This window comes from Streptomyces sp. NPDC052012, assembly GCF_040689265.1.
GTDB lineage: Bacteria > Actinomycetota > Actinomycetes > Streptomycetales > Streptomycetaceae > Streptomyces.
Genome location: NZ_JBFAXA010000008.1, coordinates 11,968 through 34,808, shown reverse-complemented (window position 1 = coordinate 34,808; position 22,841 = coordinate 11,968). Strand labels below are relative to the sequence as shown.

Sequence of the window (22,841 nt, the reverse complement as noted above, 5' to 3'; positions counted from 1 at the left end):
AGCGGCGGTCGTAGACCACGTCACGCCCGAGGGCTCACCTCAGCGGTAGCTCTCAGGTATGACGGGTCTCACCACGCCAGTTGGGCGATCTCCTCCGCCACCACCGCGCACGCGTCCGCCGCCGGGTCGATCAGCGGGAAGTGGCCGACGTCCTCCAGCAGTGTCACGCCCACCACCTCGCCCGCCTTCGCCGCCGCGTCCGCGTACGACTCCGCCACCGCCTGCGGTACGTCGAGGTCGCAGCGGCCCTGGACGAGGGTCGTCGCGATACCGGTGGGCAGCAGCAGCGCGGGGTCGGCGTACGGCCGGCGCTCCGTGAACCGGGCATCTCCGCCCAGGAATTCGCGTGCCGCCCCGCCGCACACCTCCAGCTTGTCGGCGATCGCGAAGTCCGCGATGGGGGCGAGGGCGACGACGCCGCGCAGGGGTGCGGGGCGGTCGGCGCGCCAGGGGGCGTCGGCGGGCAGGAGGTGGCGCGCGGCGGCCCACAGGGCGAGGTGGCCGCCCGCGGAGTGGCCGGTGAGCACGATCCGGCGCGGGTCGGCCTGCGGAAGATGCGCTCGGACCAGCGCGGGCAGGGCGTCGAGTGCGGCCGCCACGTCGTCCAGGGTGTCGGGCCAGCGTCCCGCCACCGGATCACCGCCGCCCGCGTCCCCCGCGCCCCGCCGGTACTCCACACTGGCCACGGCGAAGCCCCGGCCCGCCAGGAACGCGGCGAACGGGCTGACGTGCCGCCGGTCGTACGGGGCCCGCCACGCGCCGCCGTGCAGCACGGCCACCACGGGGGCGAGCCGGTCGGCGGCGGTGTCCTCGGTGCGCGGGGCGTAGAAGTCGATCACCTGGTCCGGGTCGCCGCCGTAGGACGCAGTGGCGTCGGGATCGACGGGCGGGTGGGAGAACGCCGACTCCTCCTCGGCAGCGGCCCGCGCTGCGGCGACTGCGGCGGCGTCTGCGGCGTCCGGCATGTCCCAACCTTCCAGCGATGAAACCTACTTGGCGGAGCGGCGAAGAGATCGGCCGTCGGCCGGGACGGTATCAGGGCCGCACGCCTGCGCCGGCAAGGGGATGTCACGCTCGGTCACCCGGAACGGGGGGCCGCCCGGCGGACGCGCCGCGGCCCCCCGTCACCGAGTCGCCTACTCCTCTCGCTCCCCCGCCTCGGCCAGCACCTCCGCCAGCACCCGCGCCGCCCGCTCGACGTCGGCGAAGCCGACGTACAGCGGCGTGAAGCCGAAGCGCAGCACGTCGGGGTGGCGGAAGTCGCCGACCACGCCCCGCTCGATGAGCCGCGGCATGACCTCGCCGGCGTCCGCACAGCGCAGGGCGATCTGGCTGCCCCGCTCAGCGTGCCGGCGAGGTGTGACGCATTCGACGCGGCCCTCGGGGACGTACTGCGTCACGCACTCCAGGAAGAAGTCCGTCAGGGCGAGGGACTTCGCCCGCACCGCCTCGATCGAGACCCCGTCCCAGACCTCCAGCGCCGCCTCCAGGGCGAGCATCGACAGGATGTCCGGCGTGCCGACCCGGCCGCGCAGCGCGCCCGGCGCCGGCGTGTAGTCCGGACGCATGCCGAAGGGCTCCGCATGGGAGTTCCAGCCGGGCAGCGGCGAGTCGAAGCGGTCCTGCAGGTCGCTGCGCACATACAGGTACGCCGGTGAACCGGGGCCGCCGTTCAGGTACTTGTAGGTGCAGCCGACCGCGAGGTCCACGCCGTGCGCGTCCAGGCCCACCGGCAGCGCGCCCGCGCTGTGGCACAGGTCCCAGACGGCGTACGCGCCCGCCTCGTGCACGGCGGCCGTGAGGGCCGGCAGGTCGTGCAGCCGGCCGGTGCGGTAGTCGACGTGGTTGAGCAGCACCGCGGCGGTGCGTTCCCCGAGCACGCCCGGCACCTCGGCCGGGGTGACGGGGCACAGGGTGCAGCCGGTCATGCGCGCGGCCGACTCGGCGATGTATCCGTCCGTGGGGAAGGTCGTCGCGTCGACGACGATCTCGTCCCGCGCCGGGTCGGCGAGCCGCGCGAGCCGCACCGCCCCCACGACCGCCTTGAACACGTTGACACTCGTCGAGTCGCCGACCACGATCTGCCCGGCCGCCGCGCCGACCAGCGGTGCGATCCGGTCACCGATCCGCTCGGGCGCGGTCCACCAGCCGCCCTCCGTCCAGGACCGGATGCGCAGCTCGCCCCACTGGCGGCGTACGACGTCCTCGACCCTGCCGGGGACGGCGGCGGGCAGCGCGCCCAGCGAGTTGCCGTCCAGGTAGACCACGTCGTCGAGCACGAACTCGGCGCGCTTGTGGGCCAGTTCGTCGGCCCCGTCCAGCTTCTCGGCCCGCATGCTCAGCTCGGCCCGCATGCTCGGCTCAGACATAGGACCGCGCCGTCCACAGCTCGGGGAACACGTTCTTCTGTGCCCGCTTCTCCAGCCAGGCCACCCCGGCGGAGCCGCCCGTGCCGGGCTTGGCGCCCATCGCGCGGCGGGTGGCGACCAGATGGTCGTTGCGCCAGCGCCACACCAGCTCGGCGACGTTCGTCAGCGCCTCGCCGAGGCGGGCCACCTCGTCGTCCTCGTCACCGGCGTAGACGGCCGTCCAGACCTGCTCCACCTCGGGCGACGGCTCGTAGCGCTGCGCCACGTCCCGGCGCAGCACCTCCTCCGGCACGGCGTGCCCGCGCCGCGCGAGCAGCCGCAGCACCTCGTCGTACAGGCTGGGCTCGTGCAGCGCCTTCTCCAGCTCGGCGTGCACGCGCGGGGCGCCCCGGTGCGGAACCAGCATGGACGCGGACTTGTCACCGAGCAGGAACTCCAGACGCCGGTACATCGCCGACTGGAAGCCGGAGCCCTCGCCGAGCGCCGAGCGGTAGGAGTTGAACTGCTGCGGGGTGAGCTGGCCGAGCGGCTTCCAGGAGGCGTTCAGCGCCTCCAGCTCCCGCACGGACCGCTTCAGCGCGGCGATCGCGGTGGGTACGTCGTCGCCTCGCAGCGCCTTCGCCGCCGTCTCCCACTCGTGGACGATGACGGTGAACCACAGCTCCATCACCTGGGTGGTGACCAGGAAGACCATCTCTCCGGGATCGTCGGAGAGGGTGTGCTGCAGATGGGTGAGGACGTCTGCCTTGACGTAGTCCTCGTAGGGGGTCGTCCCCTGGAAGTCGAGATGCGGGGCCTCGGACTCGTGAGTCTCGTGAGCCTCTTGGGACATCGCTGTCTCCTGAACATGCACTCCGGGTAGCGGTCCGCCCCTGCCGTTACCGGCACGGGGGCCCCGGTCCCCACGGTGCATCCTCCGCAATCGTCCCCCACGATCGCAAGGTCCGCCTGCTCACCGGCGGACCTCGGGCCGGTCTCACCGGCGGACCCCGGGCGGATCACGGTCGTGCGTTCCGGGCCTCCGGATCGATCCGGAGCACGTCCAGCAGGGCCGAGCGGATGTTCCGGTACCGCTGCTCGGCCTCGTCGGGATCGGCGGGGACGTGACCCGCTCCGGCTTCGGTGACCAGCGTCCAGGGCAGCCCCCGGCGGGCCGCCTCGTCGGCCGCGAGCCTGCTGTGCCGCCACTGCGTGACCTCGTCCTCGCTGCCGTGGACGAGGACGACGCGCTGTCCGGGGGCCGTGGTCGTCAGATGCGCGGGGTCGAAGACCCGGCGGTCCGGTGGGGCCGACGCGGTGAGGTCGAAGCGGGCCTCGAACCAGTCCCGGTAGGAGGGGTCGGCCGTCGCGGCGTGCTCCGCGTGGCGGCGGATGTCGATCAGCGGGGCGCTGGCGACGGCGCCGGCGAGGTCGGGCCTGAGGACGCAGCCCAGTAGGGCGAGGGCGCCGCCGAAGCTGCCCCCGAGGAGGGCGATGCCAGGGGGCCGCACTCCCCGTTCCGCGGCGGCAGCGACGCACGACTCCAGGTCCTCCCGGAAGGCGTCGGCCCAGGTGTGCCACGCCCGGCGCGTGTGCCGGGGGCCGTATCCCGTGGAGCCGCAGTAGTTGAGCCCCAGGACGGCGACACCGGCGTCGAGGAGTTCCCGGTAGAGGCCGTCCCAGCGCAGTTCGTCACGTTCCAGGGACTCCGGGCCGCCGTGGAGCGAGACGACGGCGGCCACCGCGGGCCCCTCCGGCAAATACCGGAGCACCGGCGTCCGGCCGTACCAGGCGTGGGACAGCGTGGCCCGGCCCGGGTGGCGGGGCACAGCGCCCTCGGAGCGGTGCAGGGCGGTGCCGTGGTCCCACCACAGCCAGCCGGATCCGTCCAGGGTCGACACCCGGTACAGGCCGATCCCGCGCGGCCCGGCGGTCCGGATGCGCAGCCGGCCGGTGCCGCCCAGGGGCAGCGGCCGGATCCCGCCGTCGCCCGGGTGGCACACGTGCAGGGTGTCCGAGCCGTCGACGGTGGTGACGACGAGGATCCGCCCGCTGCCGTCCCGCGCGAGACGGGCGTCGTCGAGGTGGCCCGCCGGGCAGGGGACCGGCGTCGTGGCGGAGGTCGACAGGTCCCACACCGCGAGGCGGCCGGCGGCGTCGGGGGGTGTCTCGATCAGCAGGCCGCGTCCGTCCCAGCCGTCCGCCCAGCGGGCCGTGACCGACCGCGGAGCGGCCCCGGACAGCGGGCGTTCCAGGTGCAGCCGGGGTTCGAAGGGGCCGCGGTCCTCACGGACGACGGCGGCGTCGCAGCGCAGATCCCAGTGCAGCAACTGCCCCGGTACGGCGGGCCGGTGGGCGCGGGTCGGCAGACCGGCACCGATCTGGTGGAACTCGACGGCGCCCTCGGCGTCCTGGACGGTGAGCACGAGACAGTCGGCGCCCGTCTCCTCCCGGGCGGCCACGACGTCCGTGAGCGTCCAGGACCCGTGCCGCGCCGGCGGCAGCGCGGCCTGCCACCGCTCGCTCGGTCCGCCCAGCGCGCTCTCCACGACGACGGCGCGCGTGCCGTCCAGCTGCACGGTCACCAGCACCTCACGCGCCTCGACGAACAGCACGGCGTCACCGTCGAGGCCGATGCGGGCCCCGGCCGGCACGCGCGTCGCGTCCGCGGGCACGTCGAGGTGCAGGGCGCCGTCGTCCTGGACCTCGCCCAGCACCGGTCCGCCGTCCCACGTCAGGAGGAACCGGCCGCGCTCGGTGAAGAAGGTCCGCGGCACCGGGCGCTGCGGGAGGGAGACGTCAGGGTGCGGCATGCGCACGCTGCCTTTCCGGGTCGGTCTCGGCGAGTCTGCGCAGACGGCCGTAGAAGGCGGGTACGAGCAGGGCGTTGGCCAGGGTGAGTCCGGTGGCGATGAGGACGGTCTGGGAGCTGCCGAGCTGGTGGTACAGCCAGCCGCCCAGCGCGCCGCCCAGCGAGTCCCCGGCCAGGAAGGCGCTCTGGACGAGTCCGAAGAACACCCCGGCGAGGGCGCTGGGGAACGCGTTCAGCTGCAGCAGCTCCTGGGAGACCGTCGCGCCCAGCAGGAAGGCGCCGCGCAGCGCCAGGGCGCAGGCCGCCAGCCAGGGGCTCACCGACAGGGCCAGGGCCAGGGTGGCGGCCGCGCAGCAGCTCTCCGAGACCAGGAACACCGCCAGCGGGGAACGCTCGCGCAGATACCTTCCGGCGAGGGCCGCCGCGGTCAGCCGGACGACGCTGGCCACGGCGAGCACGACACCGACGAGCGCCACGGGCACGCCCCGCTCGGCGAGCAGCAGGGGCAGGTAGGGGCTGAGGATGCTGACGTAGAAGCCCATCAGCAGCCCGAGGCCGACGATGCCGAGCGCCAGGCCCCGGTGCTGCCGGAACACCGTGGCGAACCCCGCCTCGGCGGCCTTCGCCGGGCCGTCGGAGCCCGGGCCGGTCCGGCTCGGCGGGATCAGGAGCAGCCCGGCCAGCACGCAGCCCGCGGCGAGCAGCAGCACGAAGACATAACCGCGGTCCCCCGCGCCGGCGAACGCGGCGAGCCCTCCCGCGCCGCCCATGCCCAGCGCCGTGCCCGCCTGCGTCATGAACTCCCGGCGGGAGACGAGGCCCGCGCGCTGGTCCTCGGTCGTGTTGTGCAGGGTCCAGGTGCGCAGCCCGATGAAGACGGACGACGCCCCGATCCCGGCCACGAGGCCGGACGCCACCGCGGCCGGCGCGCTGTCGTGGACGGTGCGCAGCGTCATGCCGGCCGCGTACAGGACGGTGCCGGCGACGAGCACCGCCCGAGGGCCCCACCGGTCCGCGAGCCGGCCGATGAACACCGACGTGGTGCCGGCGACGGCCATCGCGGTGTACGAGAGGCCGAAGTTCACCAGGTGGTCGTGCCGGTCGAAGTACAGGGGGTGCACGGTCTTCGACAGCCACATGCCGGTGAAGAACAGGAAGGTGAAGCCGACGACCCGGCGGGCGCCGGGAACCGGCGGACGCCCGCCTGACGGCGTGGCGGGTGAGGAACGCATGGACGCCTTCTCGGCTGTGGGCACGGACAGGTACGGCTCGGGGTGCGGCGGGTGTGCGGGGCGGGGATACAGCGGGTGTGCGGGGCGGGGATACGGCGGGCGCAGGGCCGGCCGGTCAGGCCATGGCGGCGGCGACCTGGTCGAGGTTGGCGCGGGCCGCGGGGTCGTCCGGGGTGAGCGCGAGGACGTCCTGGAGCGCCGAGTGGGCCGCGGCGAGGTCCCCGAGCTGGGCGTGCTGCTCGGCCGCCAGGGTCAGGAGCTTGACCGCCTGCTCGGCCGGCAGCAGACCGGTGTCGACGCTGCGGGCCAGGCGCAGTGCCTCTTCCGGCTGCCCGGACTCGGCCAGCAGATACGCGTAGTCGTACAGCGCCTCGACGTCCTGCGGATCGCAGTCGTGCGCGGCCCGGTACGCGTCGAGTGCCTCGGCCGTCTTCCCCAGTTGCAGATACGTGTATCCGAGCAGGGAATGCACCTCGGGAATGGACGGCCCCAGATCGCGGGCTCGAAGGAGAGAGGACAGCGCGTCGTCGAACTGCTCGTTGCTCATATGGCACTGAGCGAGTTCCATATGGTATTCCGGCATTTTCCCGTCGACGCCGAGGAGTTCCCGGTAGGTCTCGATCGCGTCGTCGACACGGCCGATACGCCGGTAACACTGGGCCAGATTGTAGATGAGCACCGTCTGGTGCATGCGGTGCACCGCATTTCCGCTGCGCAGTTTCGAAATACCCGCCGTCAGGTGCTCTATCGCCGCGTCGATCCGTCCCCGCCGGAATTCCACCAGGGCGTATCCGTTGCGGTTGAAGACGCGGTGGAACGTGAGATCCCGGTCGTCGCCGTCGTCCACCCGGTCGAGGGCCGCGTATCCGTGTTCCAGGTACTCGGCCGTCCGGTCCAGGGAGCGCAGGTGCTCCGGGTGGTGGCGGGCGTAGAGCATGGAGAGCGCGTAGTCCGCTCCGGCCACGCCCACGGGGTCCGGGTCCTCGCGCCACCGGAGGTAGCAGAACTCGGCCTCCAGGGTCCTGCCCTGCATCGTGTGGGCCAGGCCCAGACGCCCCCAGACCTTCGGCAGGTCGTGGTGCGGCTGGATCCGCCGCAGGATCCGCTCGGCCGTCCAGCTGTCGCCGACGCTCAGATACTGCACCGCCTCTTCGTACAGGCGGTCCAGGTCGGCCTCCGGCAGCGCCGCGACCTGGGCGAGCAGCCGGTCGACGGTCTCCTCGCGCGGGTTCTGCGGAGCGTGCGCGGTGACCGGGGTGTCGCCCGCGCCCACCCGCAGCCGCACCTCGGCGCCCGGGCCGGGCAGGGTCGCCAGGGTCTCCAGGAAGAGCCGGCTGCCGTCGTCGAGCAACTCGGCGTGGATCACCTCGACGGTGCACGGACCCACGGCGGACAGCCAGGCCTTGCCGACGTCACGGAAGTTCCGGGTGAGGCGGTCCCGCAGGAAGAACCGGATCCGGTCCTCCGCCTGGGCGGCGTCCGTGAGGCTGGCCTCGCGGTCGATGCCGGCGCAGGACGGGTCGTCGGGCGAGATCAGCCGCAGTCCGATCAGCGCCTCCCGCGGCCAGTGCGACCTGTCCGCCACCTCGACGAGCGCCTTGACCGGCGTGAATCCCACGACTCCACGACCGGCTGAAACCACGAAATGCCGCACCCTCGGCCCCGTTTCTCTCAGAAGTCCATTCCGTCGGACGATCGGTCATGCCCGTGAGGGGCGGAGAAATTCCGCCCCTCACGCAGCACGACGCCTCGGATCAGACCGGGGCGTTGTACATCACGGAAAACGTGACCTTCTTGACGGCGGGAGCAGCCTTGATGAGCTTCATCGCATTCTCCTTTCCCGTTTCCCGGGCGATCACCCGGGCGGATCAAGGTTCACCCACCACCCATTCGACGGACAAGCGATTTCCGGCCGACGGCACCGTGGGGTGAATCACCGTTTCCCCGAGTCCGCCGATTCCCGACGCACTTGAGCCAATCTCGAAGGGCCGGGGAACCGATCGCACCCGCAGGCCGTCGGCCCCTTTCGTTCCTCCCGGTGTGACCGGCCGGGCGCCGGAGGCAGGTGGCAGACTGGCGGCATGACGACGCACAAGAACCTGCTCGGCGGCCCGGATCCGACCTACCTGCCGGAGAACGAAGAGGCGTACCGCCTGCTGGGCGAGGAGTCGCGGCCTCCGGCCGAGGTCGTGGCGCAGTACCCCACGTTCTCGCTGGCCTGGGCGATGCTCGCCGACGACGCGTTCGAGGCCGGACGCGTGGTCGAGTCGTACGCCTACGCGCGGACCGGCTATCACCGGGGGCTGGACGCGCTGCGCCGGGCCGGCTGGAAGGGACACGGCCCCATCCCCTGGGACCACCGGGCCAACCGCGGCTTCCTGCGCTGCCTCGCCGCCCTCGCCCGCGCCGCCGGGGCGATCGACGAGAAGGACGAGACGGAGCGCTGCTGGCAGTTCCTGAAGGACAGCAGCGAGGAGGCGTACGCGGAGCTGAAGCGGTAGCCGCGCGGCGGCACGCTCCTACGCGTACACGTGTTTCCGCGCATACGCGTCGAGCCCGGCACCGATCGATCGCGGTGCCGGGCTCGACGTGTGCCGGACGGTTACTTGATCTTCGTGCCGGTGGAGCGCAGGTTGCGGCACGCCTCGACGACGCGGGCGGCCATCGACGCCTCGGCCAGCTTGCCCCAGGTGCGCGGGTCGTACATCTTCTTGTTGCCGACCTCGCCGTCCACCTTCAGGACGCCGTCGTAGTTGCGGAACATGTGGTCGGCGACCGGACGCGTGAAGGCGTACTGGGTGTCCGTGTCGATGTTCATCTTCACGACGCCGTTCTCCAGCGCGGTGACGATCTCCTCCTCCGTGGAGCCGGAGCCGCCGTGGAAGACGAAGTCGAAGGGGGACGCCTTGCCGAACTTCGCGGCGACGCCCTCGTTCAGCTCCTTCAGCAGCTCCGGACGGAGCACCACGTTGCCCGGCTTGTACACGCCGTGGACGTTGCCGAAGGACGCGGCGAGCAGGTAGCGGCCCTTCTCGCCCAGGCCCAGCGCCTCCGCCGTGCGGATGGCGTCCTCGACGGTGGTGTAGAGGGAGTCGTTGATCTCGTGCGAGACGCCGTCCTCCTCGCCACCGGTCGGGGTGATCTCCACCTCGAGGATGATCTTCGCGGCGCGGGTGCGCTCCAGCAGCTCCTGCGCGATGGCCAGGTTGTCGGCGAGGGTCTCCGCGGAGCCGTCCCACATGTGGGACTGGAACAGCGGGTTGCGGCCGGCCTTGACGCGCTCCTCGGAGACCGCGAGCAGCGGACGTACGTACCCGTCGAGCTTGTCCTTCGGGCAGTGGTCCGTGTGCAGGGCGATGTTGACGTCGTACTTCTCGGCGACGATGTGCGCGTACTCGGCGAGCGCGACCGCGCCGGTCACCATGTCCTTCTTGTGCTGGCCGCCGAGGAACTCCGCACCGCCGGTCGAGATCTGGACGATGCCGTCGCTCTCCGCCTCGGCGAAGCCGCGCAGTGCCGCGTGCAGGGTCTGGGACGAGGTGACGTTGATGGCCGGGTAGGCGTACTTGCCTGCCTTCGCCCGGTCGAGCATCTCGTTGTAGACCTCGGGAGTTGCGATGGGCATCTGTCCGCTCCTTATGCGTGCGGGTTGGCGTACTGCGTACTGTCGGCCCTGACCTGGAACCTTGGATGCGACGTCATTGTCGGTCACATCCTTCCAGACTCGGCCGGAAGGTCCATCCCGCCGTCCGCGGGCTGGGCGGTCGGCCGGTCAGTCCAGGCCCAGCTCGTCCTTGGAGTAGGCGAACAGGTACGGCACGCCCGCACCCTCCTGGATCTTCTCCGCGGCGCCGGTCGCCCGGTCGACGATGGTCGCGACGGCCACGACCTCCGCGCCGGCCTCGCGTACCGCCTCGACGGCGGTGAGCGGGGAACCCCCGGTGGTGGAGGTGTCCTCGACGACCAGGACCCGGCGGCCCTTGATGTCGGGGCCCTCGACGCGGCGCTGCAGCCCGTGCGCCTTGGCGGCCTTGCGGACGACGAACGCGTCCAGCCTCCGGCCGCGTGCGGCGGCGGCGTGCAGCATCGCGGCGGCCACCGGGTCGGCGCCCATGGTGAGCCCGCCCACCGCGTCGAAGTCGTACTCGGCGGTCAGGTCGAGCAGCACCTGCCCGACCAGCGGGGCCGCCTCACCGTCGAGGGTGATGCGGCGCAGGTCGACGTAGTAGTCGGCCTCCAGACCCGAGGAGAGGGTCACCTTGCCGTGCACCACGGCCTTGTTCCTGATCTGCTGCAGCAGCGCGCCGCGTGTGTCCGTCATGCCTGTCAGCTTAGGTCCTGTCTGGAGTTCCCCGTCGTCCGCCCGAAGGGCGGGCGCAGCGGCGGTCGGTGCGTGCCCTCGGTGTGCGGCGGCGAGGGTGCGTGCCGACCGCCGCTGCGCAGACGGGGAACTCCAGACAGGACCTAGAGCCGGGTCCAGGTCCAGGTCGTCGAGGCCTCCAGCGGCTCCAGCGGGGTGACCAGGCGCGGGAGGGTGTTCAGCCCGTCGGGCGGGCCGGTCTGCGGCTCCACGCACACCGCCTCGCGCTGCTCGTCGTAGATCACCACCCACTCCTCGCGGCTGGTCACCTTCAGCTGAAGCTGCCCAGGCCAGGTGAGGGTGACGTCGACACCGCCGGGCATGCCGAAGCAGTCGTCCCAGGGACCGGGCTTCGGGTCGAGGCGGTTGCCGGTGGGCAGGTGGTCCTCACCGCGCTCCTCCTGCCAGGCGGGTGCGAAGTCGAGGCGTACGTCCTCGCCGCCGAGGTTCCGGTTGAACCAGGGGTGCCAGCCGATCTGCGCCGGGAAGGAGGACTCGTACGTCTCCACGCTCATGGTCAGCGTCAGCGCGTCCGCGGTGAGCGCGATCTGCTGGGTGACCCGGCCCGGGTACGGCCACGGCTCGGTGAGGTCGTAGGTGAGCACGGCCTCGTCCGTCCGCGTGCGGGCGGTGCGCCACGCGGCGTCGCGTGCGGTGCCGTGGATGGCGTGCGGCGGGGCGTTGAGCGGCAGCTGGTGGACCGTGGCGCCGTCGCGGAACCGGCCGTCGCGGACGCGACCGCACCAGGGGACCATGGGGAAGCTGCCGTAGCGCTCCCCCTGCCGCAGCAGTTCGACGCCCCCGACGCGCAGTCCTGAGACCCGTCCGCCGTTGCCCGGCACGACGGTCACCTCCGCGTCACCCGCGGTCAGCGTGATGTCTTCGTTCCTCACGTGACAAACCTACTGGGGTGATCAAGAGGGCCTCGCCGGGCGCGTGGGGAACGGGTGTTCAGCGGCGGCGACGCAGCGCCCTGATCGCCACGACGGCGGAGGCCACGGCGAGCGCCGCCGCCGGGGCCGCCCAGCGCAGGGGGGTGGGCGGCGAGACCGTCTGGGGCGCGGGGACGGGGGCGTACCGGCCGCGCGGCGGCGCGTGGTCCACCTCCTCGGCGCTGCGGCCGATCATCGTCCGGCGTGCGTGGGCGGCCTCGGCGACACCGGCGGTGTCTTCGGCGTCCTCGGCGTCTGCGGGGCCCTCGTCCTCCGCGGCGGGGTCCAGCGAGGGCGGGGGGACCTCGGTCTCGAAGACGGAGGGCGCCTCGGACTCCGGCTCGGTGCGCTCGGCGGGCTCGGCGGGCTTCTCGGACGAAGACGACGGAGAGGGTGCGGGCGCCGACGCGGGCGGCGGCGTGTCGTCCGCGTCCGGGGTGGTCTCGAAGTCGCTGGTGGCCCGGGGTTCGAAATCGCCCGTGCGCAGCAGTTCCGGCGACTCCCCCTCGCCCTTCTCCCCCGACTCCCCCTCGCCCTTCTCCCCTGCGTCCGCCCCCAGGTTCTCCGCGAACCGGTCGATCAGGCGGGACACCGCCGACGCCACCGCGTCCGCCGGAAGCTCGGTGATCCGGCCGTCGGCGCTGGCCGTGCCGTCGACCGCGAGGGTGGCGCCGCCCTCCGCGTCCCGCAGGCGCAGCCGCAGCGCCAGCTTCACCGAGCCGCTGCCGCGGGTCTCCGCCGCGTCGCCCTCGACGGCGTAGGAGCCGTCGTCGTGGCCGGTGACGCGCAGGGTGCCCCGGTAGGTGATGGAGTGACTGCCGATCCTGACCTTCAGCCGCCCGGCGACCGGTTCGGCGCCGGCGTCGTGCTGGAGCCCGGGAACCGCCCGGGCGACCCGCTCGGGGTCGTCCAGGACCTCCCTGAGCCGCTGGGCGGGAACCGGAACGAACACCTCGTGCTCCATGACAGCGGAGCCTACCCACGCAACGCCCCCCTGCACCCCCGCCGGCGAGAAGTCACGGCGCGTCTCATCCCGCTGCCCCCGGCCACCGGCCCTCCGCGCCTCGCCCTGAGAGCGGGTCCGAGGACTCACGGAGCCGGCGGCCGGCGCTCAGCGGGCGTACCGGGGATGGACGAGGCTCGACGGGGGCAGACCGGGGATGCGTGTGCTGGACACGGCGCGGGCGGCGGAGGCGAGGGAGGCGTCCGTGAGCGTGCGCGGGTGCGGGCCGGAGGGGTCGAGGCGGAGCAGGGGCGCGGAGCGGGAGGCCAGGATCAGCCCGCGGTCGCCCGCCCGGTAGGGGGCCGTGCGGAAACCGGCCGCGCGCAGGGTCGACTCCACGGTCCAGAAGGTCCGAGGGCGGGCCCCCACCGGCCCCGTGTGCACCACGAGCCGCCCACCCGGGGCCAGCACGCGCCGGACCAGGCCGTAGAACTCCTCGGAGTACAGCTTCGTGGACCTGGTGATCCCGGGGCGGGGCAGGTGCGACACCACGACGTCGTACGCCGCCGGGGGCGCACCGCGCAGCCAGTCGAAGGGGTCGGCGGTCGTCACCGTCACCCGGGGGTCGTCCAGGGCGTGCCGGTTCAGCGTGGACAGAGCGGCGTCACTGCGGGCCAACCGCACCAGGCCCGCGTCGAGTTCGACGAGGTCGACGCGGTGCACTCCCGGATGGCGCAGCACCTCGCGTGCGGCGAGCCCGTCGCCGCCGCCGAGGACGAGCACGCGGATGTGCCGGCCGGTCATCGCGGGGTGGACCAGCGCCTCGTGGTGCCGGAGTTCGTCGTGGCCGCTGAACCGCAGCCGGCCGTCGAGGAACAGCGACAGGGGCCGGCCGTCACGGCCGCCGGTGAGCACCACCTCCTGCACCTCCGTGCGCAGCGCCACGCGGACGTCGGAGCCGTACAGGGCGTGCCGGGCGGCCCGTTCGAAGTCGTCGACCAGGACGGTGGCCGAGGCGAGGACCGCGAGCACGCAGACGTTGGCGACGACCAGCAGCCGGCGGGCACGGCGGGTGAGGTCCTGCCGGAACAGACCCAGTACCAGCGCACCGCCGACGACCGCGTTCACGGCCCCGGTGATCAGCGCACCGGTCAACTGGCCCAGGAACGGCAGGAGAAGGAACGGAAAGGCCAGCCCGCCGACGAGCGCCCCCACGTAGTCCGCGGCGAACAGGTCGGCGACCGCGCCGCCCGCGTCCTGGCGGCGGATCCGCTGGATCAGCTCCATCAGCAGCGGCACCTCGGCGCCGATCAGCAGACCGGTGGCGAGGGAGAACGCGACCAGCAGAACGCGCGGCCCGTGGGCCCACAGTCCGCCCCAGTCCCCGGTCCAGGCGAAGACGGCGTACAGGGCCATCGCGCTGCACCCGCCGACGAGCGCGAGCACCGCCTCGACGGCGCCGAAGCCGGCCGCTGCGTGCCGGCGCAGCCGCTTGGCGGCGAGCGAGCCGATCCCCATCGCGAAGACCATCACGGACAGCACGACGGACGCCTGGGTGACCGAGTCGCCCATCAAGTACGTGGCCAGCGCGACCAGTTCGAGCTCGTACACGAGTCCGCAGGCCGCACAGACGAACACTCCCGCGAGGACCAGGAACCGCCCGGTGGCCTGTCGCACGGGCAGCGGCGCGACACCGCCCGGACCACCGCAGCCGCCGGACCTCACGGTGCCGCCCAGCCGCTCCCCGGGGTGCGCGGAACCGGGCGGGGCGGGTGCCTGCGGTTCGATCATCCTGCGACGGTACGTCACACCTTCGGCGCGAAGCGTCACCCACACGTGGGGTGTTTGTTTACACCTGGCCGATTTTGGTATGAGCAAGCGGGCCGCGCCGGGGCGGGGCGAGCGGGCCCTCACGCCGCCGCGGTCACCCGCGCCCCGACCTTCGTCCGGGTGGCCACCAACTGCCCGTCCTGCGGGTAGGCGTGCCAGGTGCGCCAGTGCACCTGCCCCTCGTGGTGGTGGGCGAGCATCGCGGTGAACGCGTGCGGGCTGCCGGGGAACACCCCGGCGAGGCCGTGCGGATGGTCGGAGACCAGGGCGAGCAGCTCCTGCGCGCGGCCCGCGAAGGAGCCGGGCGGCAGCTCCTCCACGCGGGCGGCGAACTCGTACTCCCAGTCCCCCACCCGCTTGGCGACGCCCAGCGGAAGGGGCGTGCTGCTGCCCGGGATACAGGCCACCGTCTCCGAGCACAGGCCCCGCTCCTCCTCCAGCAGCACCTGGTGGGAGGCGCCGAGGAGTCTCAACTGAAGCTTCGCTCCGGCCAGTTCCAGGTCGAGCGTGGCCAGCGCGGGAAGCGGCTCGCGTCCCAGCGCCCAGGCGAGGTCGGCCGCGCGGGTGTCGGTGTAGGCGGTGTTCAGGGTCGTGAGCATGGATCGGCTCCGCAAGCACACAAAGGAGAGGAAGAAGAACGGGACCGGTGTCCCCCCGGCCGCGCCGGGGATTTCGGCCCGTCAGCCCGGTCGGCCGGTCGGGTGGGGTCCGCAGGAAGTCCGAGGGCTGCTTTGGTGATTTAGAGGGAATCATGAACTGTGGCGCTGCCACAGCGTTTTTACCCAAATTCGTAGGCTTTCCATCCCACCGGGGGCTCCACAGCTCAACTGTTCAACCACGGCGTACGCCCCAGGACACGGGCTCGCGCCCACGCGCTCACTCACTCGCGTCACCGAACGGCTCAGCGGGGCCCGCCCCAGGCGCGGACCCCGCTGTCGCGGATGCGTTCCCCCGAAGGTGAAGGCGTGCTGCCCCGTGTCAGCCGCCCCCGCCGCCGCATCCGCCGCCGCCCCCGCACGACGACCCGCCCCCGCAGGACGAGCCGCCGCCGCTGTCGCTTCCGGAGCTGCAGGACGACCCGACGGCTCCGCCACCGACCCACCAGCTGCTGTCGCTGCCGCTGTAGCTGTGGCTGCTGCCGCGACGGCTGTACGGCCGGCCCCGCATCCGGTCCGCCCGGCGCGCGGCCCGGCGTACGGCACTCACGACGAGCACCACGAACAGAGCGAAGATCAGAACGAGGATGATGCCGATGGTCATGGCGTCACCGTCCTTTCGAGTCCCCCGTGAATCCCCCGAAGCAGCCCCCCGTGGGTGCCTCGTTCACGTGCGTGGTCGGGAGATGCCCCTCCCCGTCACGGCCCAAAGCAGAGTTGAGCAACTTCTGAGGTCCCTGCCGCCGTGTTGAGGAAGGCCGCGGCTTCGGCGCAGGATGACCGGCATGACCTCCAGCGCGCGCCCCCTCCTGAACCGCCGGCTGGCGGAGTTCGGGACGACGATCTTCGCCGAGATGTCCGCCCTCGCCCTGAGGACCGGGTCCATCAACCTCGGCCAGGGCTTCCCCGACACCGACGGCCCCGAGGAGGTCAGGGAGGCGGCGGTACGGGCCCTGCGCGACGGCCGCGGCAACCAGTACCCGCCGGGCCCCGGCATCCCCGAGCTGCGCACCGCGATCGCCGCGCACCAGCAGCGCCGCTACGGCCTGTCCTACGACCCCGACACCGAGGTCCTGGTCACCGCGGGCGCCACCGAGGCGATCGCCGCCGCGCTGCTCGCCCTGGTGGAGCCGGGCGACGAGGTGATCGCCCTGGAGCCGTACTACGACTCCTACGCGGCCTGCATCGCCATGGCGGGCGGCCGGCGCGTCCCCGTCACCCTGCGCCCCGGCGAGGGCCGTTTCCGGCTCGACCTGGACGAGCTGCGCGACGCCGTCACCGACCGCACCCGGCTGCTGCTGATCAACTCCCCGCACAACCCGACCGGCACCGTCCTCACCCGCGAGGAGCTGGCGTCGATCGCCGGGCTGGCGGTGGAGCGGGACCTCCTGGTGGTGACCGACGAGGTGTACGAGCACCTGGTCTTCGACGAGGCCGAGCACGTGCCGCTGGCGACCTTCCCGGGGATGCGGGAGCGCACGGTGGCGATCTCCAGCGCCGGCAAGACGTTCTCGTTCACCGGGTGGAAGGTCGGCTGGGTGACCGCCTCACCCGAGCTGGTGACTGCGGTCCGCTCGGCCAAGCAGTTCCTGACGTACGTCTCCGCGGGCCCGTTCCAGTACGCGGTCGCCGAGGCGCTCGCGCTGCCGGAGTCGTACTTCACCGGGTTGCGGGACGATCTGCGGGCCAAGCGGGACGTGCTGGCGGCGGGCCTGGCGGACGCGGGCTTCTCGGTCTTCCGCACGGCCGGCACGTACTTCATCACCGCCGACATCCGCCCGCTCGGCGAGAGCGACGGCATCGCCTTCTGCCGCGCCCTGCCGGAGCGCGCGGGCGTCGTGGCGATCCCCACGGCGGTCTTCTACGACCACCGCGAGGCGGGCGCGCCCTTCGTCCGCTTCGCGTTCTGCAAGCGGAAGGGCGTGCTGGAGGAGGCGGCGCGGCGGCTGAAGGGTGCGGCGGCCGGCTGAGGCGGGGCTGGGCCGGACATGGCAAGAGCCCGGCCGGGAGCCGGCCGTGACGGCCGGTTCCGTGCCGGGCCCTGCTCGTCCTGAGCGGAGCCTCAAGGCTCACTCACTCGTCGTCGGGCTTGTCCGCCTCGTTGATCTCCTGCTCCAGGCCGAGCTGCTCGACGAGCCACTTGTCGAACTCGATGGCGGCCCGCACCCAGCTGACCGTCGACGAGACGAAGTGCTCCAGGCTGACGCCCATGCCGATCAGCATCTGGGCCTCACCGATGAGACGGACGGTGCCGTCGTCATGGGTGTGCGTGTAGACCTTGGGCCACAGGGTGCGGCGGTTCCAGTCGTCGACGGACTCCAGCAGCTGCGGCTTCTCGTCGATCGCGTGCGGCCGGTCGTAGAACGTCCGCACGGAGAAGATCTGCTGGTCGGCCTCCCCGCGGAACATGAAGTAGGTGCGGAACTGCTCCCACGGCGCCGCGAGGTCACCCTCGTCGTCGACGACGTACTTGAGCTCCATCTGGTCGAGGAGCTGCTTCACGAGGTCCTGATCCGGGACGACGGGGCCCGCCGGTCCTTGGGGCTGCGGCTCGGGCTGGCCCCCGAAGTTCGGAATCGAGGACGGGTCGATGCTCACCGTGTTTTTCCCTTCGTACGGATCCCGCCATCCTCCCCCATGCGGGGAGGGGGGTGGCAAGCCCCGACGGGCCTGTCAGCCACGGGCTGACACGATCCGGTCAATCTGCGGGTACCACGGTGAGCCGACCGACACCTTGTCACTCACAGTGACTTCTCTGTCGCCGGGCCCACCAGCAGACCCTCGGCGAACCGGTCCACGCGGACCGTGTCGCCGTCCTTGATCTCGCCGGAGAGGATCTCCTTGGCGAGCCGGTCGCCGATCGCGCTCTGCACCAGGCGGCGCAGCGGGCGGGCACCGTAGGCCGGGTCCAGTCCCTCCTCCGCGAGCCAGGCCAGCGCCTCGGGGGTGATGTCCAGGGTGAGGCGCCGCTCGGCGAGCCGCTTGGCCAGCCGGTCGATCTGGAGCTTGGCGATGCGCTCCAGCTCGGGCTTGGTCAGCGCCGAGAAGACCACCAGGTCGTCCAGGCGGTTGAGGAACTCCGGCTTGAACGACGCCCGGACCACCTCGAGGACCTGCTCCTTCTTCTCCGCCTCGCTGGTGATCGGGTCGACCAGGAACTGGCTGCCCAGGTTGGACGTGAGCACCAGGATGGTGTTGCGGAAGTCGACCGTGCGGCCCTGCCCGTCGGTGAGCCGGCCGTCGTCGAGCACCTGGAGCAGGATGTCGAAGACCTCGGGGTGGGCCTTCTCCACCTCGTCGAGCAGCACGACGCTGTACGGCCGCCGCCGCACCGCCTCGGTGAGCTGGCCGCCCTCCTCGTAGCCGACGTAGCCGGGGGGCGCGCCGACCAGGCGGGCGACGGAGTGCTTCTCGCTGTACTCGCTCATGTCGATGCGGACCATGGCCCGCTCGTCGTCGAAGAGGAAGTCGGCGAGCGCCTTGGCCAGCTCGGTCTTGCCGACACCGGTCGGGCCGAGGAACAGGAACGACCCGGTGGGCCGGTCGGGGTCGGCGATCCCGGCGCGGGAGCGGCGCACGGCGTCGGACACGGCCCGCACGGCCTCGCTCTGCCCGATCAGCCGCCGGCCGATCTCGTCCTCCATGCGCAGCAGCTTCTGCGTCTCGCCCTCCATCAGCCGGCCGGCCGGGATACCGGTCCAGGAGGCGACGACGTCGGCGATGTCGTCGGCGCCGACCTCCTCCTTGACCATGGTGTCCTTGGCGACCTCTTCCTCGGCCTCGGAGGCGGCCTCCAGGTCGCGCTCCAGGGCCGGGATCTCGCCGTAGAGGAGCTTGGAGGCGGTGTCGAAGTCGCCGTCGCGCTGGGCGCGCTCGGCCTGGCCGCGCAGCTCGTCGAGCTTCTCCTTCAGCTCACCGACGCGGTTGAGGGACTGCTTCTCCTTCTCCCAGCGGGCGGTGAGACCGCGCAGCTCCTCCTCCTTGTCGGCGAGGTCGCGGCGCAGCTTCTCCAAGCGCTCGCGGGAGGCGGCGTCGGTCTCCTTGCCGATCGCCAGCTCCTCCATCCTGAGCCGGTCGACGGCGCGCTGGAGCTCGTCGATCTCGACGGGCGAGGAGTCGATCTCCATGCGCAGCCGGGAGGCGGCCTCGTCGACGAGGTCGATGGCCTTGTCCGGCAGGAACCGGGAGGTGATGTACCGGTCGGACAGGGTCGCGGCGGCGACCAGCGCGCTGTCCGCGATCTGCACCTTGTGGTGGGCCTCGTAGCGGCCCTTGAGTCCGCGCAGGATGGCGATGGTGTCCTCGACGGACGGCTCGGAGACCAGCACCTGCTGGAACCGCCGCTCCAGCGCCGGGTCCTTCTCGATCCGCTCGCGGTACTCGTCCAGGGTCGTGGCACCCACCATCCGCAGCTCACCACGCGCCAGCATGGGCTTGAGCATGTTCCCGGCGTCCATGGCGGAGTCACCGCCGGCCCCGGCGCCCACGACGGTGTGCAGCTCGTCGATGAAGGTGATGATCTGCCCGTCGGAGTCCTTGATCTCGGCGAGGACGGTCTTCAGCCGCTCCTCGAACTCGCCGCGGTACTTGGCCCCGGCGACCATCGCCCCCAGATCCAGCGCGACGAGCCGCTTGTCCTTGAGCGACTCGGGCACGTCGCCCTTGACGATCCGCTGGGCGAGCCCTTCGACGACGGCGGTCTTGCCGACGCCGGGCTCACCGATGAGCACGGGATTGTTCTTGGTGCGCCGGGACAGCACCTGCACGACCCGCCGGATCTCCTGGTCCCGCCCGATGACGGGATCGAGCTTGCCCTCCCGGGCGGCGGCGGTGAAGTCGGTGCCGAACTTCTCCAGCGCCTTGTACTGCCCCTCGGGGTCGGCGGTGGTCACCCGGCGCCCGCCGCGGGCCTTCTGGAAGGCCTCCTGCAGCTTCTTGGCACCGGCCCCCTGCTTCTGCAGCACCTCCCCGGCGGCACCGCCCTTGGCGGCGATCCCGATGAGCAGATGCTCCGTGGAGAGGTACTCGTCGCCGAGCTCACGCGCCCGTGCCTGGGCGTCCGCGATGACGGCGAGCATCTCCCGGTTGGGCTGCGGCGGGGCGACGGTGGACCCGGTCACGCTCGGCAGCCCCGCGAGGACGCGCTCGGCTCCGGAGCGTACGGCCGCCTGGTCGGCGTCGACCGCGGCGAGCAGGTCGGTGATGTTCTCGTTGTCCTGCCCCTCGAGCAGGGCCAGCAGCAGATGGGCCGGGGTGAGGTCGGGGTTCCCCTCGGTCACGGCCCGATTGCCGGCCGCGTTGATCGCGTCCCGGCTCCGGTTGGTCAGCTCGGCGTCCACGTGTCCGTTCTCCTCCTTGCGGTGACCCTTCAGCGGCGTTCCTGGCTGACTCGGTCAACGTATACAAACTTGAGTCTATTCCACTCAAGGCGAGGTCCGGGAGGCCGCGGCGGGCTAGATTTCACCCATGACCACCAGTCCCCGCATGGACCCGGGCGAACCGGACGCCCCGTACCTGGCCTTCTGGCAGGACCGGCACCTGTGCACCCTGACCACCCTCCGCCCGGACGGCACACCGCACGTGGTACCCGTCGGAGTGACATACGACCCCGGGGCGCGGCTGGCTCGGGTGATCACACGGAAGACGAGCACGAAGGTGCGCAACGTACTGGCGGCCGGGCCGGAGGGCGCGCCGGTGGCGGTGTGCCAGGTGGACGGCGGGCGCTGGGCCACGCTGGAGGGCCGCGCCTTCGTCCGGACGGACCCGGCCCGGGTCGCGGAGGCGGAACGCCGCTACGCGGAACGCTACGGCCGCACACCGACCCCGAACCCGTCCCGGGTGGTCATCGAGATCACGCTGACGCGGGCGCTGGGCCGGGCCTGAGGATGCGCACCCCCGAACGACCTTTTCCGGCCAGGGCGCGACGCCCGGAGGAATGGTGCGGTACGCCCACAAACTGCAGCGGCGTCACCGTGTTCAGGTCACGGTGACGCCGCTGCGGGGGGAAGCACCTGCGCGATCTTTTACGACGGGGGAATCGCGTCAGGCACTGCGGGGGGTGGCAGAGAAGGTCCGAGCAGCAGGGGCGTCGGCGTCCACCTGCTGATGGTCCCGCTGGTCGAGATTCACAAAGATCATTCCGTACCGGATGGCACACCGCACGGGCTGCGGCGCACCCCGCGGCCGCCGCAGACACCGGTACGCCCGCACGTCTCCGTCCTCGTCCCGCGTGACGACGACCGGCTCCCCGAACACGGTCACCATCAACGAGTCACCGCTGTGGGGGATGGCGGTGACCAGGTCGATGAAGTGCCAGCCGGACCGGTAGGCGGTGGCCATTTCACGACGGAAGGAGCGGTCGTCGGGTGGAGTGGTCATCTCCATCAGCTCCGCGCACTGTCGGTCGGGGTACCGGCCACGACGGTGTTCCAACCACTGTCCGCCAGGACGACTGACCTCGGCGCCACCAGGTTCCAGCCGCTGTCGGCCTCGACCGCTGTCCCGGCGTCCCCCGCGAGATGATTCGTACCACTTACGGCGCCCAGGGCCACTGCGGCGGAGAAGACGGCGGCAAGAACTGAACCAATCAATCTCGCTCGCATAGTCGGCTTCGTCCTCACTTGATGGAATCCTCTCCCCCGCAGGACAAGACGATGGCTCATTCAGGCACGTCAATGCCACAGGGGGGATGCATCATGTTCCTGCACGTTCAGGACCCTGGGGGGTGGAGAATTGACCGCAAAGCACACTAAACAGACACATCCCCATGCTGTCTCTGAGTTGTGCGACGAAGGAGCGCGCCATTACGCCAATGCGCTGCGCGCCGGACGGATCAGCCGAGCCGAGGCGAAATCGGCCCCTTGCCTGATCGAGTTCGCGCTCCTTCGCCCTGACCCCGAGGACAGCGACTGGCTGCGGCCGGTCCCGCCGTCCATCGCCCTCGCCCAGCAACTGCGCCCGCTGGAAAAGGAGATCCAGGAGCGACGCCGGCAGACGATCGCCCTGACGGACGCCTTCGATCCCTTCATCGACATCAGCACGCAGAGTGTGGCCACCACTCACGCCATCACGGTCCTCGAGGGCATCGACCGGATCAACGCCGCCCTGAACCTCGCTACGGCGGAGTGCCGCAGCGAGATGCTGACCGTGCAGCCGGGCGGAGGCCGCCCCGCAGACACCCTCATGGAGGCTCTGGAGCGCGATCAGCCCCTCGCCGACCGGGGGGTGACCATCCGCACCCTCTACCAGCACACGGCCCGACACAGCCAGAGCACCCTCGCCTATGTGGATCGCATATCCGACGGCCGTATTCAGGTCCGCACCCTCGAGGAGCTCATCGAGCGGCTGATCATCTTCGACCGGGCCGTCGCCTTCATACCAGCCGGCGAAGACCGGCGCATCGCCCTCGAACTGCGCCACCCGGGACTGGTGCGCTACCTGGCCATGGTCTTCGAGCAGTTGTGGCAGCGCGCGGTCCCCCTGACCGAGGATGTGCCGAACGACGTCGACTCCCACGGCATCACCGGCGTCCAGCGCTCCATCGCCAAGCTCCTCATCGAAGGCCATGTCGACGAGGCGATCGCCCGTCGACTCGGCATGAACGTACGCACCTGCCGGGCCCACATCGCCAAACTCGCGGCAGCTCTCGGCAGTGGCAGCCGGGCGCAGCTCGGGTACCTCATCGCGCGATCGGGCATCCTGGACCAGGGCGACTGAGGCCACTGACCG

20 protein-coding genes are annotated in these 22,841 nt (G+C 71.9%); 4 read left to right on the top strand and 16 right to left on the bottom strand.

Annotated elements, in window-relative coordinates:
• Positions 1-68: 68 nt before the first annotated feature.
• From AB0412_RS16295 to AB0412_RS16270, 6 genes are all read right to left on the bottom strand, one after another.
• On the bottom strand, positions 69-965 hold the full coding sequence (locus tag AB0412_RS16295) for an alpha/beta hydrolase (RefSeq protein WP_366403224.1): 897 nt from the start codon (positions 963-965) through the stop codon (positions 69-71).
• Positions 966-1,136: 171 nt separating this feature from the next.
• Entirely contained in the window at positions 1,137-2,369 is a 1,233-nt protein-coding gene (gene kynU / locus AB0412_RS16290) for a kynureninase (RefSeq protein WP_366403223.1), read from the bottom strand.
• On the bottom strand, positions 2,362-3,201 hold the full coding sequence (locus AB0412_RS16285) for a tryptophan 2,3-dioxygenase family protein (RefSeq protein ID WP_366403222.1): 840 nt from the start codon (positions 3,199-3,201) through the stop codon (positions 2,362-2,364). The genes kynU and AB0412_RS16285 overlap by 8 nt, the downstream gene beginning before the upstream one ends.
• A gap of 166 nt (positions 3,202-3,367) precedes the next feature.
• Positions 3,368-5,161, bottom strand: coding sequence for a prolyl oligopeptidase family serine peptidase (locus AB0412_RS16280; RefSeq protein WP_366403221.1), 1,794 nt, complete (start codon positions 5,159-5,161; stop codon positions 3,368-3,370).
• A complete protein-coding gene (locus AB0412_RS16275; protein ID WP_366403220.1) occupies positions 5,148-6,392 on the bottom strand; it encodes an MFS transporter in 1,245 nt (414 codons plus the stop codon). The genes AB0412_RS16280 and AB0412_RS16275 overlap by 14 nt, the downstream gene beginning before the upstream one ends.
• A 115-nt stretch (positions 6,393-6,507) precedes the next feature.
• Positions 6,508-8,010: a tetratricopeptide repeat protein gene (locus AB0412_RS16270; protein ID WP_366403219.1), complete on the bottom strand. Its 1,503-nt coding sequence runs from the start codon at positions 8,008-8,010 to the stop codon at positions 6,508-6,510.
• A 463-nt stretch (positions 8,011-8,473) separates the two neighbouring features.
• Between AB0412_RS16270 and AB0412_RS16265 the strand changes: the two genes are divergently transcribed.
• On the top strand, positions 8,474-8,893 hold the full coding sequence (locus AB0412_RS16265) for a DUF3151 domain-containing protein (RefSeq protein ID WP_366403218.1): 420 nt from the start codon (positions 8,474-8,476) through the stop codon (positions 8,891-8,893).
• Positions 8,894-8,994: 101 nt separating this feature from the next.
• Here the strand turns inward: AB0412_RS16265 and fbaA are convergent, their stop codons facing one another.
• The 7 genes from fbaA to AB0412_RS16230 all read right to left on the bottom strand — a co-directional run bounded on the left by fbaA (position 8,995) and on the right by AB0412_RS16230 (position 15,717).
• Positions 8,995-10,017, bottom strand: a complete 1,023-nt coding sequence (gene fbaA, locus AB0412_RS16260; RefSeq protein WP_366403217.1) for a class II fructose-bisphosphate aldolase — start codon at positions 10,015-10,017, stop codon at positions 8,995-8,997.
• A 147-nt stretch (positions 10,018-10,164) separates the two neighbouring features.
• Positions 10,165-10,713, bottom strand: coding sequence for an orotate phosphoribosyltransferase (gene pyrE, locus AB0412_RS16255; protein WP_366403216.1), 549 nt, complete (start codon positions 10,711-10,713; stop codon positions 10,165-10,167).
• 143 nt (positions 10,714-10,856) lie between these two features.
• Complete coding sequence (locus tag AB0412_RS16250) at positions 10,857-11,645, bottom strand: aldose 1-epimerase (RefSeq protein ID WP_366403215.1); 789 nt, start codon at positions 11,643-11,645, stop codon at positions 10,857-10,859.
• Positions 11,646-11,703: 58 nt separating this feature from the next.
• On the bottom strand, positions 11,704-12,648 hold the full coding sequence (locus AB0412_RS16245) for an SRPBCC domain-containing protein (protein ID WP_366403214.1): 945 nt from the start codon (positions 12,646-12,648) through the stop codon (positions 11,704-11,706).
• Positions 12,649-12,795: 147 nt separating this feature from the next.
• Entirely contained in the window at positions 12,796-14,418 is a 1,623-nt protein-coding gene (locus AB0412_RS16240) for a polyamine aminopropyltransferase (RefSeq protein WP_366403213.1), read from the bottom strand.
• Positions 14,419-14,537: 119 nt separating this feature from the next.
• Positions 14,538-15,056, bottom strand: coding sequence for a DUF2617 family protein (locus AB0412_RS16235; protein WP_366403212.1), 519 nt, complete (start codon positions 15,054-15,056; stop codon positions 14,538-14,540).
• Between the two features lie 379 nt (positions 15,057-15,435).
• On the bottom strand, positions 15,436-15,717 hold the full coding sequence (locus tag AB0412_RS16230) for a hypothetical protein (protein ID WP_366403211.1): 282 nt from the start codon (positions 15,715-15,717) through the stop codon (positions 15,436-15,438).
• 172 nt (positions 15,718-15,889) lie between these two features.
• On the opposite strand from AB0412_RS16230, the gene AB0412_RS16225 reads away from it, so the two are divergent.
• A complete protein-coding gene (locus AB0412_RS16225; protein WP_366403210.1) occupies positions 15,890-17,083 on the top strand; it encodes a pyridoxal phosphate-dependent aminotransferase in 1,194 nt (397 codons plus the stop codon).
• Between the two features lie 103 nt (positions 17,084-17,186).
• Here AB0412_RS16225 and AB0412_RS16220 read toward each other — a convergent pair whose 3' ends face one another.
• Together AB0412_RS16220 and clpB are read right to left on the bottom strand one after the other, a co-directional pair.
• Entirely contained in the window at positions 17,187-17,711 is a 525-nt protein-coding gene (locus tag AB0412_RS16220) for a YbjN domain-containing protein (protein ID WP_366403209.1), read from the bottom strand.
• A 143-nt stretch (positions 17,712-17,854) separates the two neighbouring features.
• Positions 17,855-20,452 (bottom strand): ATP-dependent chaperone ClpB, encoded by a 2,598-nt coding sequence (gene clpB, locus AB0412_RS16215; RefSeq protein ID WP_366403208.1) that lies wholly within the window; start codon positions 20,450-20,452, stop codon positions 17,855-17,857.
• 127 nt (positions 20,453-20,579) lie between these two features.
• Between clpB and AB0412_RS16210 the strand changes: the two genes are divergently transcribed.
• On the top strand, positions 20,580-20,996 hold the full coding sequence (locus AB0412_RS16210; RefSeq protein WP_366403207.1) for a TIGR03618 family F420-dependent PPOX class oxidoreductase: 417 nt from the start codon (positions 20,580-20,582) through the stop codon (positions 20,994-20,996).
• A 159-nt stretch (positions 20,997-21,155) separates the two neighbouring features.
• Here AB0412_RS16210 and AB0412_RS16205 read toward each other — a convergent pair whose 3' ends face one another.
• A complete protein-coding gene (locus tag AB0412_RS16205; protein ID WP_366403206.1) occupies positions 21,156-21,491 on the bottom strand; it encodes a hypothetical protein in 336 nt (111 codons plus the stop codon).
• A gap of 354 nt (positions 21,492-21,845) precedes the next feature.
• Between AB0412_RS16205 and AB0412_RS16200 the strand changes: the two genes are divergently transcribed.
• Complete coding sequence (locus AB0412_RS16200; protein ID WP_366403205.1) at positions 21,846-22,829, top strand: helix-turn-helix transcriptional regulator; 984 nt, start codon at positions 21,846-21,848, stop codon at positions 22,827-22,829.
• The last annotated feature ends 12 nt before the right edge of the window (positions 22,830-22,841 follow it).

What these genes read in the sequence shown, in the direction of transcription:
- AB0412_RS16295 (WP_366403224.1), bottom strand. Translation starts at nt 965, where the DNA reads ATGCCGGACGCCGCAGACGCCGCCGCAGTCGCCGCAGCGCGGGCCGCT.
- kynU (WP_366403223.1), bottom strand. Translation starts at nt 2,369, where the DNA reads ATGTCTGAGCCGAGCATGCGGGCCGAGCTGAGCATGCGGGCCGAGAAG.
- AB0412_RS16285 (WP_366403222.1), bottom strand. Translation starts at nt 3,201, where the DNA reads ATGTCCCAAGAGGCTCACGAGACTCACGAGTCCGAGGCCCCGCATCTC.
- AB0412_RS16280 (WP_366403221.1), bottom strand. Translation starts at nt 5,161, where the DNA reads ATGCCGCACCCTGACGTCTCCCTCCCGCAGCGCCCGGTGCCGCGGACC.
- AB0412_RS16275 (WP_366403220.1), bottom strand. Translation starts at nt 6,392, where the DNA reads ATGCGTTCCTCACCCGCCACGCCGTCAGGCGGGCGTCCGCCGGTTCCC.
- AB0412_RS16265 (WP_366403218.1), top strand. Translation starts at nt 8,474, where the DNA reads ATGACGACGCACAAGAACCTGCTCGGCGGCCCGGATCCGACCTACCTG.
- fbaA (WP_366403217.1), bottom strand. Translation starts at nt 10,017, where the DNA reads ATGCCCATCGCAACTCCCGAGGTCTACAACGAGATGCTCGACCGGGCG.
- pyrE (WP_366403216.1), bottom strand. Translation starts at nt 10,713, where the DNA reads ATGACGGACACACGCGGCGCGCTGCTGCAGCAGATCAGGAACAAGGCC.
- AB0412_RS16245 (WP_366403214.1), bottom strand. Translation starts at nt 12,648, where the DNA reads ATGGAGCACGAGGTGTTCGTTCCGGTTCCCGCCCAGCGGCTCAGGGAG.
- AB0412_RS16240 (WP_366403213.1), bottom strand. Translation starts at nt 14,418, where the DNA reads ATGATCGAACCGCAGGCACCCGCCCCGCCCGGTTCCGCGCACCCCGGG.
- AB0412_RS16235 (WP_366403212.1), bottom strand. Translation starts at nt 15,056, where the DNA reads ATGCTCACGACCCTGAACACCGCCTACACCGACACCCGCGCGGCCGAC.
- AB0412_RS16230 (WP_366403211.1), bottom strand. Translation starts at nt 15,717, where the DNA reads ATGACCATCGGCATCATCCTCGTTCTGATCTTCGCTCTGTTCGTGGTG.
- AB0412_RS16225 (WP_366403210.1), top strand. Translation starts at nt 15,890, where the DNA reads ATGACCGGCATGACCTCCAGCGCGCGCCCCCTCCTGAACCGCCGGCTG.
- AB0412_RS16210 (WP_366403207.1), top strand. Translation starts at nt 20,580, where the DNA reads ATGACCACCAGTCCCCGCATGGACCCGGGCGAACCGGACGCCCCGTAC.
- AB0412_RS16205 (WP_366403206.1), bottom strand. Translation starts at nt 21,491, where the DNA reads ATGACCACTCCACCCGACGACCGCTCCTTCCGTCGTGAAATGGCCACC.